Source organism: Desulfocurvus sp. DL1XJH-121 (assembly GCF_054819825.1).
The window spans coordinates 1-14,948 of the sequence record NZ_JBTVWW010000009.1 but is presented as its reverse complement, the minus strand read 5'-3'; the positions used below and the strand labels follow the sequence as shown (position 1 = coordinate 14,948).

The following is a 14,948-nucleotide window of genomic DNA, read 5'->3' as shown; positions in this document are numbered from 1 at the left end:
CGGTCCTTCCCGGGAAGGGGCTCGTGCGGACGCGGTCCGCCTGCGGGACGACCAGTTCCCGCCCGCTCCCTAGATATCCAGTTCCGCCACCATGAGCGCGTTGCGCTCGATGAACTCGCGCCGGGGCTCCACCTGGTCGCCCATGAGGGCGGAGAACAAGTCGTCGGCCTCGGCCGCGTCGTCCACGCTGACCTTGAGCATGGTGCGTTTTTCGGGGTTCATGGTGGTGTCCCAGAGCTGCTCGGGGTTCATCTCGCCCAGGCCCTTGTAGCGCTGCTGGCCCAGGCCCTTCTGGGCCTCCTCCAGAACGCCCTCCTGCAGGCTGAAGACATCCGCGAACTCGCTTTCGGACTCCTTGGTCACCAGCCGGAAGGCGAAGCCCCCGCACTGCTCCTTGATGTCCTGGAGCTTGTCGAAAGCCTGGCGGTAGATCTTGGAGTTGAAGAACTCCACGCCGATGCGCGTGTGGTGGCCCTGGAAGTTCTCGAAGATCACGAAGCGCCGGGATTCCACGCCGTCGTCGCTCATTTCCACGTGGGAGGCGTAGCCGTTTTCCGCAAGGTACTTCTCGAAGGCTATCCACTCGCCGTTGCTGATGGACGCGGGAGTGAGCTTGGCCCCGAAACCCAGAACGGTGTTGAACAGCACCGAGCTCATGGACAGGCTTTCGGCCTCGGCCACGCGCTCGGACAGGAACCTGATCTTGCCCATGAGCTGCACCAGCTTGGACTTCTTGAAGCTCGCGCCGTTGGCGGCCACGATTTCGATGTCCCCGGCAACGCGCTGCATGAGGAAGTCGTGCAGTTCCTTGTCGTCCTTGATGTACTGCTCCCACTTGCCCTTGTGCATGCGATACAGGGGAGGCTGGGCGATGTACAAATGGCCGCGCTCGATGAGCGAGGGGTACTGGCGGAAGAAGAAGGTCAACAGCAGGGTGCGGATGTGCGCCCCGTCCACGTCGGCGTCGGTCATGATCACTATCTTGTGGTAGCGGAGCTTCTCATAATCGATGTCCTCCTCGTCCTGACCTATGCCCGCGCCCATGGCGGTGATGAGGGCCTTGATCTCCTTGTTGCCGAGCATCTTGTCGAAGCGCGTGCGCTCCACGTTCAGGATCTTGCCCCGAAGCGGCAGGATGGCCTGGATGCGCGGGTCGCGGCCCTGCTTGGCCGAGCCGCCTGCGGAATCGCCCTCGACGATGAACAGCTCCGATTCCTCGGGGCTCTTGGTCTGGCAGTCGGCCAGCTTGCCGGGCAGGGCGTTGTCCGACAGGGCGCCCTTGCGCCGCACCAGGTCCTTGGCCTTGCGCGCGGCCTCGCGGGCCCGGGCCGCGTCCACCACCTTGTCCACTATGGCCCGCACGTCCTTGGGATTCTCCTCAAAGAACGTATTCAAGCGCTCGTACACGATGCCCGCCACCAGGCCGGCCACCTCGGAGTTGCCCAGCTTGGTCTTGGTCTGGCCCTCGAACTGCGGCCGGGGCAGCTTCACGCTGACCACCGCGCCCAGGCCCTCGCGGGCGTCGTCGCCCGAGAGCTTGGTGTCCTTGAGCTTCTTGGGCAGGTCCGCGTTCTGCACGTAGTTGTTGATGGCGCGGGTCAGGGCGGTCTTGAAGCCCTGCAGGTGCGTGCCGCCTTCCTTGGTGCGGATGTTGTTGGCGAACGTCAGCACGTTCTCCTTGTAGGAGGCGTTGTACTGCAGGGCAAAGTCCACGGTGATTCCCTCGGACTCGCCCTCGCCGTAGATGATGCCGTGCACCCCGCCGGAACCCGCGTTCAGGTCGCGCACGAACTGCTGGATGCCGCCGTCGTACTTGAAGACCTCGCGCTGCTGGGTGCGCTCGTCGCGGAAGTCTATCTCCAGGCCGGAGTTCAGGTAGGCCAGCTCCTGGAAGCGCTTGCGCAGCACGTCGTAGCTGAACTGGTTGACCTCGAATATCTCCTCGTCGGGGCGGAAACGCACGATGGTGCCCGTGCCCATGACCACGGAATCCGGGGCCGCGTCGATCTCCTTGAGGGGGATCTGAGGCACGCCGCGCTCGTAGCTCTGGAAGTACTTCTTGCCGTCGCGGCTGACCGTGACCTCCAGGTACTCGGACAGGGCGTTGACCACGGACACGCCCACGCCGTGCAGGCCGCCGGATACCTTGTAGGAGTCGTTGTCGAACTTGCCGCCCGCGTGGAGCACGGTCATGACCACTTCCACGGCCGGGCGCTTTTCCTTGGGATGCATGTCCACGGGAATGCCGCGGCCGTTGTCCATGACCGTGACGGAATTGTCCAGGTGCAGGTTGACCACGACCTTGTCGCAGTACCCGGCCATGGCTTCGTCGATGGCGTTGTCCACCACCTCGTAGACCAGATGGTGCAGGCCGCGCGTGTCCGTGGAGCCGATGTACATGGCCGGCCTCTTCCGCACGGCGGAAAGGCCTTCCAGGATAGTAATGCTGTCTGCTGTGTAGGCTTTGTTGGATCCGGTGTCAGTCACTGGGTGATTTCCTCGCTACTGGATGTCTTCCTCGCTATAGTACGTCTCTTCCACGATCTTCATCGGCATGATGATCACCTGGTAGTCCGCGTCGTCGACCCCGGCGATGCCGCAGGGACCCTCGGCGCCCGTGAACTTGAAGGTGACCTTCTCCGACTGGAAGTGGTTGAGAATCTCGATCAGATTCCTGGTGGGGAAAGCGATCTTCTCCAGGCCTCCGGAAAAGGAGACCTCCAAAGATTCCGAAGCCGTGCCCACGTCCTGGCCCTGGCTGTAGAGGGTCACCTCCTCGCCGCCGAACTGGAAGTAGGTGCAACGGTTGTTGTCCGTGTTGAAGATGATGATGCGCTCCAGGGCGTCGATCATCTCCAGCCTGTCCGCGCTGAGATCGGAAACCCCATCGTCTCGGATTTTGGACAGAAAAGTGTTGTAGTCAGGATATTTGTAGAATGACAGCGGCAGGCTGAACAATTCGCTCTTGTCCTCGGTGCGGAAGAACAGACGCTTTTCGTCCATGTTCAGCTCGATGACATCGGAAGTCAGCCACTTCTTGAGCTCGGTGAGGTACTTCTTCTGGATCAGCACCCCGCCCTCGGGAAGCATGGCCTTCACGTCGTCCTGCAGGAAACGGGTCATGGCGAACTGGTGGCCATTCAGGCCACAGGCCTCGATGTGCCCTTCCGGAGACGCGGCCAGGTTCATGCAGGCGATGGCCTCCATGGTGTCCTCGTCGCTGATGCAATACAGGGTGCGGTCGATGAGGTCCTGCAGGAAGTCGCCGGACCAGTACACGGAGTTCTCCTCCGGAAAGGCCGAAAAATCCTGGAACCAGCTGGCTTCGTTGGTGGGCAGCTTGTATCGCCGGTTGCCCTGCTGGATGGACAGGTACTGCCCGTCCGCGTCGGCCTTCAGGGTGATCTGCCCGGGAGGCAGCTTGCGTATCAGGTCGTAGAACGACCTGCCCTGGACTCCCACCAGGCCCTGGTCCACGATCTCCGCGTTGTACTGGCCGCAGAACTCGAGGTTGGAGTCCGTGGACATGATGCGCAGGGCCCCGCCCTCCACCTTCAGCCAGATGGTGCGCAGGAACGCCGCTCCGGTCTTGGCCGGGATGATGCTGGCGGACTTTGACAGTCCCTCGATGATGTCGTCTCGGAAAACCTTCAGGAACATGGGCGACTCCTTCTTCGTCTTCTTTTAAATATATAAAAAATTTGTAGAGGTTATTGGCCCGAAGCTTCTGTTCAAAAAGATATCAATATGCTTTTATTGTTCACTTTTTTATGAAAACTTCTGTTCCCTGTCCGGAGCCTTTCCCGGGGTTGGGAACACCCGTCCAAGGCCTTAGGCCTTTGCCAGGCATTTTTTCTTCAGGGCCGAGAGCATGTTTTTCATTTCTGTTTCATTGCTCTGTAATTGTTTGATTTTTTTGATGGCATACAGGGCCGTGGAATGGTCCCTGTTGCCGAACAATCTGCCCAGGGCCGGGTAGGAACTGCCGATGAGTTCGCGGCAGAGGTACATGGCCACCTGCCGGGCGCGGACCACGTTGTGGTGGCGCCTGCTGCCCGTCAAGTCCTTGCGGTCCACCCCGAAATGCTCGCAGACCATCTCCAGGATGACGTCCGGGCGCATGTGCTTCTTGTTGGACCCGGCGGTCTGGGAGAGGATCTGTTCGAAGTCCCGGTCCGTGAAGCTTTTGTTCACAAACTCTTTATATGCGTAAAATTTAAGAAGAATTCCCTGCAAGAACCTGAGATCCGTGAAGCGCTGGCCAAGGGTCAGGATCTGTTCCCTGGTCAGGGACAGACCCTTGGTGCGGCAGTAGGCCTCGATGATCTTGACCCGGATATCCAGGTCCGGGCGCTTGAGGTTCACTATGAGGCCCCACTCCAGGCGCGATTTGAGCTTGGGGTCCAGGAACTCGTAGGACGGCAATTTGTCCGAGCAGCAGAAGATCATCTGCTGCCTGTTGTCGTAGAAATGGTTGAACAGGGTGATGAGTTCGGACTGGAAGGCCTTGTACTTCTTGATCTGCTGGAAATCGTCCACGAACAGGAAGCGGAAGGAGCAGATGTGGCGGCGCGCGGCGAAGCCGTCCCCGTCGAAATGGCCCTGGTAGAGGTTGTAGAGATCCTCCACGTTGCCGAAGAACACCCGGTCCGGATGGAATTTCTTGCAGACCTCGTTGGCGATGGCCTTGAGCAGATGGGTCTTGCCCGCGCCCTGCTCACCGCTGACGATGAACGGGTTGAAGATGATGTCGTTCTGCTTGGCCACTTCCTTGGCCGTGGTCAGGGGGAAGAAGTTCTTCTTGTTGGTCAAGAAGGCGTCGAAGGTGAACTGGTGCCCGAAGGGGAAGTCGATGGACTTGCCCTGCTCCCCGAGCACGGACTCCCCGTCCCCGGCTCCGGAGTGGGTGTAGTGCAGCATGTAGCCGGGGCCCAGGAACTGGTGCAGCTCGCGCTCGAAGCTGTCCTGGATCAGGTCCGCGAACCAGGCCGCGAAAAAGGAGTGGGGAAAGCCGATATCCAGCCGCTTTTCCTGTTCCCTTACCTCCAGGCGCAGTGGGTCGTACCACTGCTTCAACTCCTGGCTCGAATAGGATTTCTGTAGGTGTTGGCGGAAGGATTCCTTCAAATCTGAACTCATGTCTGCGCGGCCCCGTGGGAGGGACAAAGCGGTTTGTGGAAAATGGATGGGAAAAAAGAATTAAAAAAGGGCCTTGGAGGTTTTCCTCAGCCCTCCGATCCACCGGACTTTTATACCGCAAATGCGCCGCGAAGCCAAGTGAAAAGCCAGCTTTCGGCCCTGTGCCTTCTACGCTTTCTTGGGAAAAAACACATTGCCTTCGCTGTTCTTTTTGGACAGCATAACAGATCCGGGCCGAGCCCGTAAAAAGTTTCAGGAGAAGAGTCATGGGCAAGAAACACGCTGTCGTGAAAACCATCAAGGAAATCAACGACAAAATCAGACGCGGCAAGGCCGTCGTCCTGAACGCCGAGGAAATGATCGAGGTCGTTCGCACCAGCGGCAAGGAACAGGCCGCCAGGGAAGTGGACGTCGTGACCACCGGCACCTTCTCGCCCATGTGCTCCAGCGGCCTGCTGTTCAACATCGGCCAGGCCACCCCTCCGACCATCAAGACGTCCAACGTCTGGCTCAACGGGGTCTCCTGCTACGGCGGGCTGGCCGCGGTGGACTCCTATCTCGGCGCCACCGAGCCCCGGGACGACGATCCCCTGAACAAGGTCTACCCCGGGCAGTTCAAGTACGGCGGCGGCCACGTCATCGAGGACCTGGTGCGCGGCAAGGTGGTGCACCTCAAGGCCACGGCCTACGGCACGGACTGCTACCCGCGCAAGGAGTTGGACAGGGACATCACCCTGGCGGACCTGCGCGACGCCGTGCTCCTGAACCCGCGCAACTGCTACCAGAACTACAACTGCGCGGTGAACCTCACCAGCCGCATCATCTACACCTACATGGGCCCGCTCAAGCCCAACTGCAAGAACGCCAACTACGCAACGGCGGGCCAGCTTTCGCCCCTGTTCAACGATCCGTACCTGAAGACCATCGGCCTGGGCACGCGCATCTTCCTTGGCGGCGGCGTGGGCTATGTCCTGGGACCCGGAACCCAGCACGTGACGAATCCCAAGCGCAACGAGCGCGGCATCCCCATGGGCGGCTCCGGCACCCTGATGCTCAAGGGCGATCTGAAGCAGATGAACGAGCGCTATCTGCGTGGCGTGTCCATCGTGGGCTACGGCTGCTCCCTGGCCGTGGGCGTGGGCATTCCCATCCCCATCCTCAACGAGGAGATGGCCTGGTACACGGGCGTGGCCGACGCGGACATCCTGATGCCCGTGAAGGACTACGGCTACGACTATCCCAACGGCTTGCCCAGGACCCTGACCCACGTGAACTTTGCGGACCTCAAGTCCGGCGAGGTGGTCATCAACGACGCGCCTGTGCAGACCGTGCCCCTGACCAGCTACGCCCGCTCCCTGGAGATAGCCAACGAGCTCAAGGACTGGATCCAGAAGGGCGAGTTCCTGCTCACCGAAGCCCAGGAAGAGATAATCTCCGAATAACCTCCCTCGCCCGGGCGCGGCGTACGCCGCGCCCGGGCAAGGTGTTTCCGCCATGCTTCCCACTTCCGCGCAGCTGTCGGCCCTGGCCGAACTGCAAACCGTCTTTGAACAGGCCGGTCCCCTGGCCCTTGCCGTGTCCGGCGGCCTGGACAGCCGATTCCTGTCCCTGGTCTGCTCGCGTCTGGGCCTGGACGCCCTGTGCGTGCATTTCAAGGGGCCGCACGTGCCCGCCAGCGAAAGCGAGCGGGCCGAGGCCTGGATGCGCGGCCTGGGCCTGGAATACCGCGTCCTGGACGTGGACCCGCTGGTCCTCTCCGAGGTGGCGGCCAATACCCGGGAGCGCTGCTACCACTGCAAGCGCCTGCTTTTCGAGACCCTCATGGCCGCGGCCCCGGGCCGGGTGGTCATGGATGGGGGCAACGCCTCGGACCTGGGGAAGTTCCGGCCGGGCATGCGCGCCCTGGCCGAACTGGGCGTTCGCTCGCCCATGGCCGAATGCGGCATCTCAAAGCCGGACATCCAGGCCCTGGGCGAACACCTGGGCCTGGCGGAACCGCGCCAGCCGGCCACGCCCTGCCTGCTCACCCGCCTGCCCTACGACAGCCCCGTGGACCGCGAGGCCCTGGCGCGCATCGAGGCCCTGGAGGAAGCGTGCCGCAAGGCGGGCTTTACCCGCTTCCGGGTGCGCCTGGTGGACGGGGAACCCCTGCTCTTCGCCCATCCGGACCAGCAAGGGCTCGAAGCGCCCCTGCCCGTCCGTTGGACAGAAGCAATAAGCGGTTTTTGGGACTCATAGGTAGGCCGCTGAAAAGACGCAATCTGCTTCGTCAGCGAAAAAATCCAGACCGCTTATGTATGTCTAATACACTACGCGTCCTGGATTTTTTTGCTTCCTCACATCTCACACCTTTTGAGCGGCCTACGGGAATTCTGTGTAGATCGATTTCTTAGATGGATGGAACCGTCCGCACTTCGAATCTTCCCTTCCATTCAGGCAGGAGTTCCAGGGTCGGGCCCTGGGGCGGGACGAGCTTCCAGGCGTGCAGCTTGAGCTTGGTCTTCGGCCCGTTGTAGCCGTATTTGCGGTCCCCAACGACGGGCGTCCCGCGTTCGGCCAGTTGCACGCGGATCTGGTGGGTGCGGCCCGTGCGCAGGTCGATCTCCAGAAGGGAGACGCCGTCGCGTGTTTCCAGGCAGCGGGCCAGGGCCAGGGCTGTCTTGCCCGCGCCCGCGCGGACGCGCTCCGCGCCCGGGGTCCCCTGCTTGGCCAACTGGTCGCGCATCTCCCAGCGGGCCCCCTCCTGCACCGTTCCCTGGACCCAGGCCAGATAGAACTTGCCGACCCTGTGTTCCGCAAAGGCTTCCTGCAGGGCGCGCAGGCCCAGGTAGCTGGTCCCGACCAGGAGCAGGCCCGAGGTGTCGCGGTCCAGGCGGTGGGCCGGGGTGGGGGTGAAGGCGGCGTCCGGGAACTGGGCGCGCAGGCGTTCGCTCACCGCGTCCGTATGCCCCGTGCCGGGCTGCACGGGCAGGCCGGCGGGCTTGGCCAGGGCCAGATACCCGTCGCCCTCGTGGATCACGCTCAGCGGTCCGCCCTGGGGGGCGGGTTGCGTCCCGTTATCGGCCGGGCGCAGCGGAGGGATGCGCACATCCTGCCCGGCGGCCAGGCGCTGGAAGGGTTTGGCCCGGCCCTTGTCCACGCGCACCTGTCCCGTGCGCACGATGCGCATGATCAGGGCGTCGGGCGTGTCGGGGCCCAGCCTGCGCCGCAGGAATTGCGCGAGCTTCTGGCCGGCCTCCTCGGGAGTGACCGTGACGTGCCTGGCTCCGGATTTCTCGTTTCCGGTCATGGGACGGTTCTACTTGATGTGGGCCGGAAGGAACAGGGCCAGGTCCGGCCAGATCATGAGCAGGGCGATGCACGCGGCGTAGGCCGCCAGGAAATAGCAGATGCCCTTGAATATCTTCTGGATGGGTACGCCCGTGGCCATGCTGGAGACGATGTAGGCGGACACGCCCACGGGCGGGGTCACCGCGCCCATGGTGGAGACGATGGTCACCAGCACAGAGAACCACATCATGTCGTAGCCCATGGCCTGGGCCATGGGGAAGAAGATGGGGATGGTGATGAGCAGCAGCGCCAGGGCGTCCATCACGGCCCCGCCGACGACGTAGATGGCGCAGATGATCAGGATCACCACCCAGTGGGGGATGTCCAGCCCCGAGACCCAGGCCGCGGCCTCGAAGGGCATGCGGGTCACGGCCAGGAAGCGCCCGAAGAGCACCGCGCCGGTGACGATCATGAAGATCATGCAGGACACGCGCAGGGTGTCGGCCACGGCGGCCACGAAGCGCTTCCAGGTCAGCTGGCGGGAGGCGAGGCTGATGGCCACGGCGAAGGCCGAGCCCGCGGCCCCGCCCTCGCTGGGCGTGAACATGCCTGCGAACAGCCCGCCCATGACCAGGGCGAAGAGCACCAGCATCTCGATGGACCCGGGCAGGGAGCGAAGCTTTTCGCCCCAGGTGGTACGCGGCCCGGCCGGGGCCCAGTCCGGGTGCAGGCGGCAGACGATCCAGACCGTGGCCAGGAACAGGCCCGTGAGGACGATCCCGGGCAGGATGCAGGCCCAGAACAGCTTGGCGATGGACTGCCCGGTCTGCAGGCCGATGATGATCAGCACCACCGAGGGCGGGATGACCACCCCCAGGGTGGAGCCCACGGCCACCGCGCCCGTGGAGAGCACGGAGTTGTATTTGTATTTATTCATCTCCGGCAGGGCCACGGTGCTCATGGTGGCGGCGGTGGCCGTGTTGGACCCGGAGATGGCCGAGAACCCGGCGCAGGCCAGGATGGTGGACATGGCCAGCCCGCCGCGAACCTGCCCGGTCCAGGCGTAGGCGGTCTTGTACAGCCGCTGGTTCACCCCGCAGTGGAAGCAGATCTGGCCCATGAGGATGAACAGGGGGATGACCGTCAGCCCGTAGGACGAGAACACGTTCCAGACCTCGGTGCCCAGCATGCCCAGGGCCGCCTTGGCGCTGGTGGCGTAGGCGAAGCCGGCGAAGCCCACGATGCCCATGGCGAAGGCCACGGGCATGCGCATCACGAAGAGGATGACCAGCAGGCAGAGGATGCCCAGGAGTCCGGCGGCGGTCAGGCTCATTTCCGGCCTCCCGGGGCGAACACCCGCAGGAGGTCCGCGATGAGAGCCAGACCCAGGACCAGGCAGCCCAGGGCCACGGCGAACACGAAAGGCGCAAAGGGCAGGTGCAGGTCCTCGGACAGCTCGCCGAACTCGATGAGGGACGAGGCGTATTGCGAGGTCTTCCAGGCCACCAGGATGAAGAACGCGGCGCAGGCCGCGTTGGAGATCACGTCCAGCGCCTTTTCAAGGCCGCGCGGCAGCTTGCCCGCCAGCATGGTCAGGGCGATGTGGCCCTTGTGCAGCTGGGTGGGGGCCAGGGCGAAGGCGCAGACCAGGGCGCCCGCAAAGCCCATGAGCTCGTAGGTGCCCCGGATGGGGGCCTCGAAGGCCCCGCGCATGAGCATGTTGGCGCAGGCCAGCACGGCCATCAGGGTCAGGGCCGTTCCGCCCAGAACCAGGAGCGCGGCGCTCATGCGCCGCACCGCCGTGTCCAGTATGTCCGCCAGTCGTTCGAGGGTATGCATCACAAAGATGCCGGAGGGCTCGTGCGCGCCCTCCGGCCCGGGTTGAGGCCTGTGGCCTTGGTTGCTCTATTGCTCGTATTTCTTGCGCAGGGTCTCGACGTCGGCCAGCACGGCGTCGGCGTCCACGCCCTTGTCCTTGGCGCGCTGCTTCCAGCCGTCGACCATGGGCTCAAGCAGGGCCTTGGCCTTGGCCGCCTCGGCCGCGGGCAGCTCCAGGATCTCGATGCCGTATTTCTGTTTGGACCAGACCACGGATTCGCGCACGTGGGCGTCCAGGTAGTTGCCGGTCCATTCGGCCTGCTCCGGGCCCATGTCGTCGAGGATTTTCTTCACGTCGGCGGGCAGGGCCTCGTAGCTGTCGCGGTTCATGATCACCGCAAAGGGGTAGACCACGAAGTTCGTGACCGTCTCGTGGCGCAGCTGCTCGGCGAAGTTGAAGTCCTTGAGCCAGTCGAAGGACGAGAGCACGCCCTTGATGAGGCCCTTCTGCAGGGCCTCCGGAGTCTCGGACGCGGGCATGGACACCGGTGTGGCGCCCAACAGCTCCAGCACCTTGGAGGCGCCGCCCGAGGCGCGGATCTCCATGCCCTTGAGGTCCGCCACGCTGGTCACCGGGGTCTTGCACATGATGTGCGAGGGGGCCGAGGTGAACAGGGTCAGGACCTTGACCCGCTTGAACTCCTTGGGGTCGTGCATGGTGAACAGTTCCCAGAGGGCCTTGCTGGCCGAGGCCGCGCCGGTGAAGCCCACGGGCTGCTCCAAGACGCTCATCAGGGGGAACACGCCGGGCTGGTAGGCCAGGCTGATGCAGCCGATGTCCGCCTGTCCCTGGATCACGCCGCTCCACATGTTCTTGGCGCCGAGCAGCGTGGACCCGGGATAGGTTTGGATGTCCACCTTGCCGTTGGTGCGGCTTTCCACCTCCGAAACCCAGCGCTCCATCTGGATGCAGGGGAAGGTGGGCGCGGGCGGGAAGTTGGCGTAGCTCAGGGTGATGTCCGCGCAGGCCGCGCCCTGGGGCCACCAGGAGACGACCGCTGCCAAGATAATGGCGACGAAAAGGGGCGCCGTTTTCCCGCAGGAAGCCGTGTTCGTGTTCCTGGTGGTGTTCATTGTTCGTCTCCCGGGTTGGGTTTTCCGTATGCGGTCCCGCGCCTTGCGCGCCGGGCTCCGGACGGTTCGGCTATTCCGATTCCGTGGCCGTCTTTTGGGACTTCTGCATTTCCGTGTCGATGGCGTAGGCGATGACCGTGGTCTTTCGCGCGTGGATGCCCAGGGTGCCGGGGTGCGTGTTCAGGCAGACGAACATGTCCATCTGACCGTCGTTGTTGATGTCCGCCAGCCCGTAGTCAGCCACGCTGCCCTTGATGCGCCGGGTCTTCCAGGCCAGGGACAGGCCCACGCCGTCCCAGAACAGGGCGTGGATCTCGCCGTTGGGGAAGAAGCGGTAGCTCTTGAAGAACTGGGCCGCCGTGGAGATGTTCTTGTTGGTCAGCACCTCGTTGGTGCCGTTGCCGTCCACGTCGGCCACCACCATGCGCAGGGGGATGTAGTAGTAGTTCATGTACTGGTCGCTGGACGTGCTGAATCCCTTGAAGGTGTCGGGAATCTCGAAGCCCAGGGCCGAGCCGCCGTACTGGTCGAAGGTCGTGGACTGCAGGTCGAAGGTCGGGGTGTATACCTCGATGCGGTCCTCGTTGTTGATGACCATCAGCTTGTAGTCCATGCCCTGGGTGGGCAGGAACGTGAAGTTGAAGCAGTTGGCCGTATCAGGCAGGGGCACGCGGCGGCCCTTGGCGTACTTGCCCTGGGCCTTGACCATCTCGAAGACGTTGGAGTCCAGCACGTTGTTGTCGCCGGTCTGCTGGCCCACCAGCACGGGCTGGTACAGGGGCGGCAGGGACACCACGTTGAGGAAGAAGGGAATGCGCTTCTCCTCGACCTTCAGGTGCCCGTCGCGGAAGGACATGATGTAGGAGCTGGCCTCGTTCTCGAAGAATCCGGAGATCACTATCTCCGGGTAGCCGTCCCTGTTGATGTCCAGGAGGTTGATGTTCAAAAGCTCGGTGCGGCCGCCGGGGTTCATGTTGTCCAGGCGCAGGAACTTTTCGCCCTCCACACGGTACACGTACACCGTGTTCTCGGAGATGAAGAGCATCTCATTCTTGCCGTCGTTGTCAGCGTCGCCCACGATCATGCCGTTGGACGTGAAGGGCAGGGTCGGGCTGCGCCAGCGGCCCGGGGTGTCCGTGCCGCCCGCGTAGCGGAACTGCGGGTTGAGGTAGAACTCCTGGGCCGGGCCGGTCTCGTTGTGGATCAGCTCGGGGTTGAGCTGCTTGACCAGTTCGGGCTTTTCCTCGGCCTGGGCCGCGGGCTCGGGCCGCTTGAATATCTTGGCGTTGATGTTCTTGGAAATCTTTTCCAGGCTGGGGATCAGCCCGCTGATGGTGGTCTGGTCGCTCTCGGGCTGCGTGGACTGGGGCCCCGTGGTGCGGACGTCGACGCTGCACTGGTCGCCCATGATGGTGATGCTGCCCCAGACCAGATAGTCGCTGCCCAGGGACGAGCGCAGGTCGGCGGCCTGGGTGTCGGACCCGGGCGCCTGGGCCTTGCCCAGTTTGTCCTTGCCGATGTGCTTGAAGTGGTTCTCCCATGCAAGGCGCGAAATAAGCATGTCCTGGACACCCCTGGAGAGGTAGGCATACTTGTCCGGGCCGTTGATGGTGAACGGCGTGACGGTGAAGGTCTTTTCCACGTCCTGGGCCAGGGCGGGCGCCGCAAGAACCAGGGCCGCGAGTGCGGCGGCAAGGAAACGAAGAACGGCCATGTGTCGAAGCTCCTATGGGTTGTGTGCCTGCGGCCTGGCCGCGGCAACGAATCCGCTTGATCCGGTCGGTTTTACGTATGAACAGTGAAGGCCAGGGCCCGCCGGGCTCCGGCGGGTGCTTTGCGGCCTTGAAAAGAAGAATCCTCTGTAGCACCTTCTTGTGCGGGACGCAAAAGGTTCCTGCCCCGTAAGCCGGGGCCAGGACAGCCCCGGCAACCCCGTCCGCACGGTGCGAAGCCCAGGCGAAGTCGAACAGCCAACCCCTATAACGAGAGACCATGAACAACGATACCGAGCAGACGGGACGCACCTTCCGCCTGGCCTGCCCCGAACGGGACCGGGCCCTGGCCGACGCCCTGCTGGCGGCCGAGGGCTACGCCTTCGAGACTGAGGCCTTTTCGCCCCTGGCGCGGCGCGTGACCGGCGAACCCCGTCCACTGGGCTCCAGCCTGGCCAACTTCTTCGGGCTGATCTACATCCAGGACAAGTCCTCCATGCTTCCGCCGCTGCTCCTGGCCCCGGAGCCGGGCGCGCGGGTACTGGACATGTGCGCCAGTCCCGGGGGCAAGACCAGCCTCCTGGCCCTGCTTGCCGGAGAGGATGGATTCGTGCTGGGCAACGAGCCCAGCCGCACGCGCCTGGAAACGCTTCGGCGCAACCTGCACCGCATGAACGCGGCCTCCTGCGCCACCTGTTCGGGCCCGGGCGAGGACCTGCCCCTGGCCGGGGGCTCCTGGCCCGCTATCCTCCTGGACCCGCCCTGCTCGGGCTGGGGCACCGTGGACAAGAATCCGTCCGTGACCACCATCTGGCGCGACGAGAAGACCGAGCCGCTCATCCGCCTGCAGCGCGACCTGCTGGCCAAGGCGGCCGAGCTCCTGGCCCCGGGCGGCGTGATCCTCTACTCCACCTGCACCACCAACCCGCGCGAGAACGAGGAGCAGGCGCGCTTCGCCCTGGGCGAGCTGGGCCTCGAGCTGGAGCCGCTGGACGCGCCCGCCGGGTTCGTGGGCGAGGAGACGTCGGTGCCCGGCACCGAGGGCGTGCTGCGCGTGGACGGCCGCGCCTCGGACGCCCAGGGGTTCTTCCTGGCCCGGCTGTGCAAGCCCGGCACGCCGGGGCCCGGACAGGTGGACGCGGGCGACCTTCCCGGCCGCGCCCTGCGCGCCGCCGAGGCCCAGGCCGTGGCCGACGCCGGGGCGGACCTTGCCGCCCTGTCCCCGGGCGAGGTGCTGCGCTTCAAGGACAACGTGTTTTTCGTGCATCAGGGCGCGCGGGAACTGCTGCCGCCGGACCTGCGCTGGCAGGGATACCTGCTGGGCCGTTTCACGGCCGACCGCTTCCGGCCGCATCCGCGCGTGCGGGTCCTGCTGCCGCAGGGGCCGGGGATTCCCTTCGTGGATGTGGACGAGGTGGAGGATGTGCGGCGTTTGCTCTCGGGGCAGGCACTCGAAGCCCCGGCTGGTGCCGCGTACGCGGTGTTGCGGTTTCGCGGCCATCCGGTGGCGCGGTTGACGGTGAAGGGGCGGCGGGCCTTGTGGAGTGAGCGTTAGGGGGTGGTTTGCGCCGGGCTTTTTTTGTCGTGGTGCAAAACCACTCGTGCCCTCCCTCCCCTCCCGCCGCGTTCTTTCGCGGGCAGGGCGTTTGTTTGTCGGGAATGATGGGGGAGATGGCGCGGCCGCGCCCCGGGCGGGTACGGGGGGCTTCGCTTCGTTGATTACCATCACAGCCGCTGCGCCCCCCGCACCCGCCCGGGGCGCTGGGAAGTGGCGGTGGTGTGGTCCCTCAATGATTCCTCCCCTCGTGTCGCGGCACAGGTAGTGCCGCCCCGTCGCACGAGCCCGGCTCCGCTTCGCTGATTTCCATCACAGCC

Annotated in this window: 11 protein-coding genes; 3 read left to right on the top strand and 8 right to left on the bottom strand. The window is 64.2% G+C overall.

The annotated features are described in order from the left end of the window. Window positions 1-69: 69 nt before the first annotated feature. The 3 genes from gyrB to ACYYG1_RS08010 form a co-directional block, all read right to left on the bottom strand. The gene (gene gyrB, locus ACYYG1_RS08020) at window positions 70-2,487 is read right to left on the bottom strand and encodes a DNA topoisomerase (ATP-hydrolyzing) subunit B (protein ID WP_461209778.1); all 2,418 of its coding nucleotides are present in this window, start codon (window positions 2,485-2,487) and stop codon (window positions 70-72) included. A 15-nt stretch (window positions 2,488-2,502) separates the two neighbouring features. Beyond that, on the bottom strand, window positions 2,503-3,660 hold the full coding sequence (gene dnaN / locus ACYYG1_RS08015) for a DNA polymerase III subunit beta (protein WP_461209777.1): 1,158 nt from the start codon (window positions 3,658-3,660) through the stop codon (window positions 2,503-2,505). Window positions 3,661-3,831: 171 nt separating this feature from the next. After that, window positions 3,832-5,139: a DnaA ATPase domain-containing protein gene (locus ACYYG1_RS08010; protein WP_461209776.1), complete on the bottom strand. Its 1,308-nt coding sequence runs from the start codon at window positions 5,137-5,139 to the stop codon at window positions 3,832-3,834. Between the two features lie 266 nt (window positions 5,140-5,405). Between ACYYG1_RS08010 and ACYYG1_RS08005 the strand changes: the two genes are divergently transcribed. Beyond that, complete coding sequence (locus ACYYG1_RS08005) at window positions 5,406-6,581, top strand: homocysteine biosynthesis protein (RefSeq protein WP_461209775.1); 1,176 nt, start codon at window positions 5,406-5,408, stop codon at window positions 6,579-6,581. 52 nt (window positions 6,582-6,633) lie between these two features. Continuing rightward, the gene (gene larE, locus ACYYG1_RS08000) at window positions 6,634-7,377 is read left to right on the top strand and encodes an ATP-dependent sacrificial sulfur transferase LarE (RefSeq protein WP_461209774.1); all 744 of its coding nucleotides are present in this window, start codon (window positions 6,634-6,636) and stop codon (window positions 7,375-7,377) included. Window positions 7,378-7,528: 151 nt separating this feature from the next. Here the strand turns inward: larE and ACYYG1_RS07995 are convergent, their stop codons facing one another. From ACYYG1_RS07995 to ACYYG1_RS07975, 5 genes are all read right to left on the bottom strand, one after another. Further along, window positions 7,529-8,428 carry an RluA family pseudouridine synthase gene (locus tag ACYYG1_RS07995; RefSeq protein ID WP_461209773.1) on the bottom strand — a complete coding sequence of 300 codons (900 nt, stop codon included), beginning with the start codon at window positions 8,426-8,428 and terminating at the stop codon, window positions 7,529-7,531. A 9-nt stretch (window positions 8,429-8,437) separates the two neighbouring features. Beyond that, window positions 8,438-9,742 carry a TRAP transporter large permease gene (locus ACYYG1_RS07990; protein WP_461209772.1) on the bottom strand — a complete coding sequence of 435 codons (1,305 nt, stop codon included), beginning with the start codon at window positions 9,740-9,742 and terminating at the stop codon, window positions 8,438-8,440. Continuing rightward, complete coding sequence (locus ACYYG1_RS07985; RefSeq protein ID WP_461209771.1) at window positions 9,739-10,248, bottom strand: TRAP transporter small permease; 510 nt, start codon at window positions 10,246-10,248, stop codon at window positions 9,739-9,741. The genes ACYYG1_RS07990 and ACYYG1_RS07985 overlap by 4 nt, the downstream gene beginning before the upstream one ends. 66 nt (window positions 10,249-10,314) lie before the next feature. Then, on the bottom strand, window positions 10,315-11,361 hold the full coding sequence (locus ACYYG1_RS07980) for a TRAP transporter substrate-binding protein (RefSeq protein WP_461209770.1): 1,047 nt from the start codon (window positions 11,359-11,361) through the stop codon (window positions 10,315-10,317). Between the two features lie 70 nt (window positions 11,362-11,431). Continuing rightward, complete coding sequence (locus ACYYG1_RS07975; protein ID WP_461209769.1) at window positions 11,432-13,075, bottom strand: FG-GAP-like repeat-containing protein; 1,644 nt, start codon at window positions 13,073-13,075, stop codon at window positions 11,432-11,434. Window positions 13,076-13,353: 278 nt separating this feature from the next. On the opposite strand from ACYYG1_RS07975, the gene ACYYG1_RS07970 reads away from it, so the two are divergent. Beyond that, a complete protein-coding gene (locus ACYYG1_RS07970) occupies window positions 13,354-14,628 on the top strand; it encodes an NOL1/NOP2/SUN domain family protein (protein ID WP_461209768.1) in 1,275 nt (424 codons plus the stop codon). Window positions 14,629-14,948 lie beyond the last annotated feature (320 nt).

What these genes read in the sequence shown, in the direction of transcription:
- dnaN (WP_461209777.1), bottom strand. Translation starts at nt 3,660, where the DNA reads ATGTTCCTGAAGGTTTTCCGAGACGACATCATCGAGGGACTGTCAAAG.
- ACYYG1_RS07980 (WP_461209770.1), bottom strand. Translation starts at nt 11,361, where the DNA reads ATGAACACCACCAGGAACACGAACACGGCTTCCTGCGGGAAAACGGCG.
- ACYYG1_RS07985 (WP_461209771.1), bottom strand. Translation starts at nt 10,248, where the DNA reads ATGCATACCCTCGAACGACTGGCGGACATACTGGACACGGCGGTGCGG.
- ACYYG1_RS07995 (WP_461209773.1), bottom strand. Translation starts at nt 8,428, where the DNA reads ATGACCGGAAACGAGAAATCCGGAGCCAGGCACGTCACGGTCACTCCC.
- ACYYG1_RS07975 (WP_461209769.1), bottom strand. Translation starts at nt 13,075, where the DNA reads ATGGCCGTTCTTCGTTTCCTTGCCGCCGCACTCGCGGCCCTGGTTCTT.
- ACYYG1_RS07970 (WP_461209768.1), top strand. Translation starts at nt 13,354, where the DNA reads ATGAACAACGATACCGAGCAGACGGGACGCACCTTCCGCCTGGCCTGC.
- larE (WP_461209774.1), top strand. Translation starts at nt 6,634, where the DNA reads ATGCTTCCCACTTCCGCGCAGCTGTCGGCCCTGGCCGAACTGCAAACC.
- ACYYG1_RS08010 (WP_461209776.1), bottom strand. Translation starts at nt 5,139, where the DNA reads ATGAGTTCAGATTTGAAGGAATCCTTCCGCCAACACCTACAGAAATCC.
- ACYYG1_RS08005 (WP_461209775.1), top strand. Translation starts at nt 5,406, where the DNA reads ATGGGCAAGAAACACGCTGTCGTGAAAACCATCAAGGAAATCAACGAC.
- ACYYG1_RS07990 (WP_461209772.1), bottom strand. Translation starts at nt 9,742, where the DNA reads ATGAGCCTGACCGCCGCCGGACTCCTGGGCATCCTCTGCCTGCTGGTC.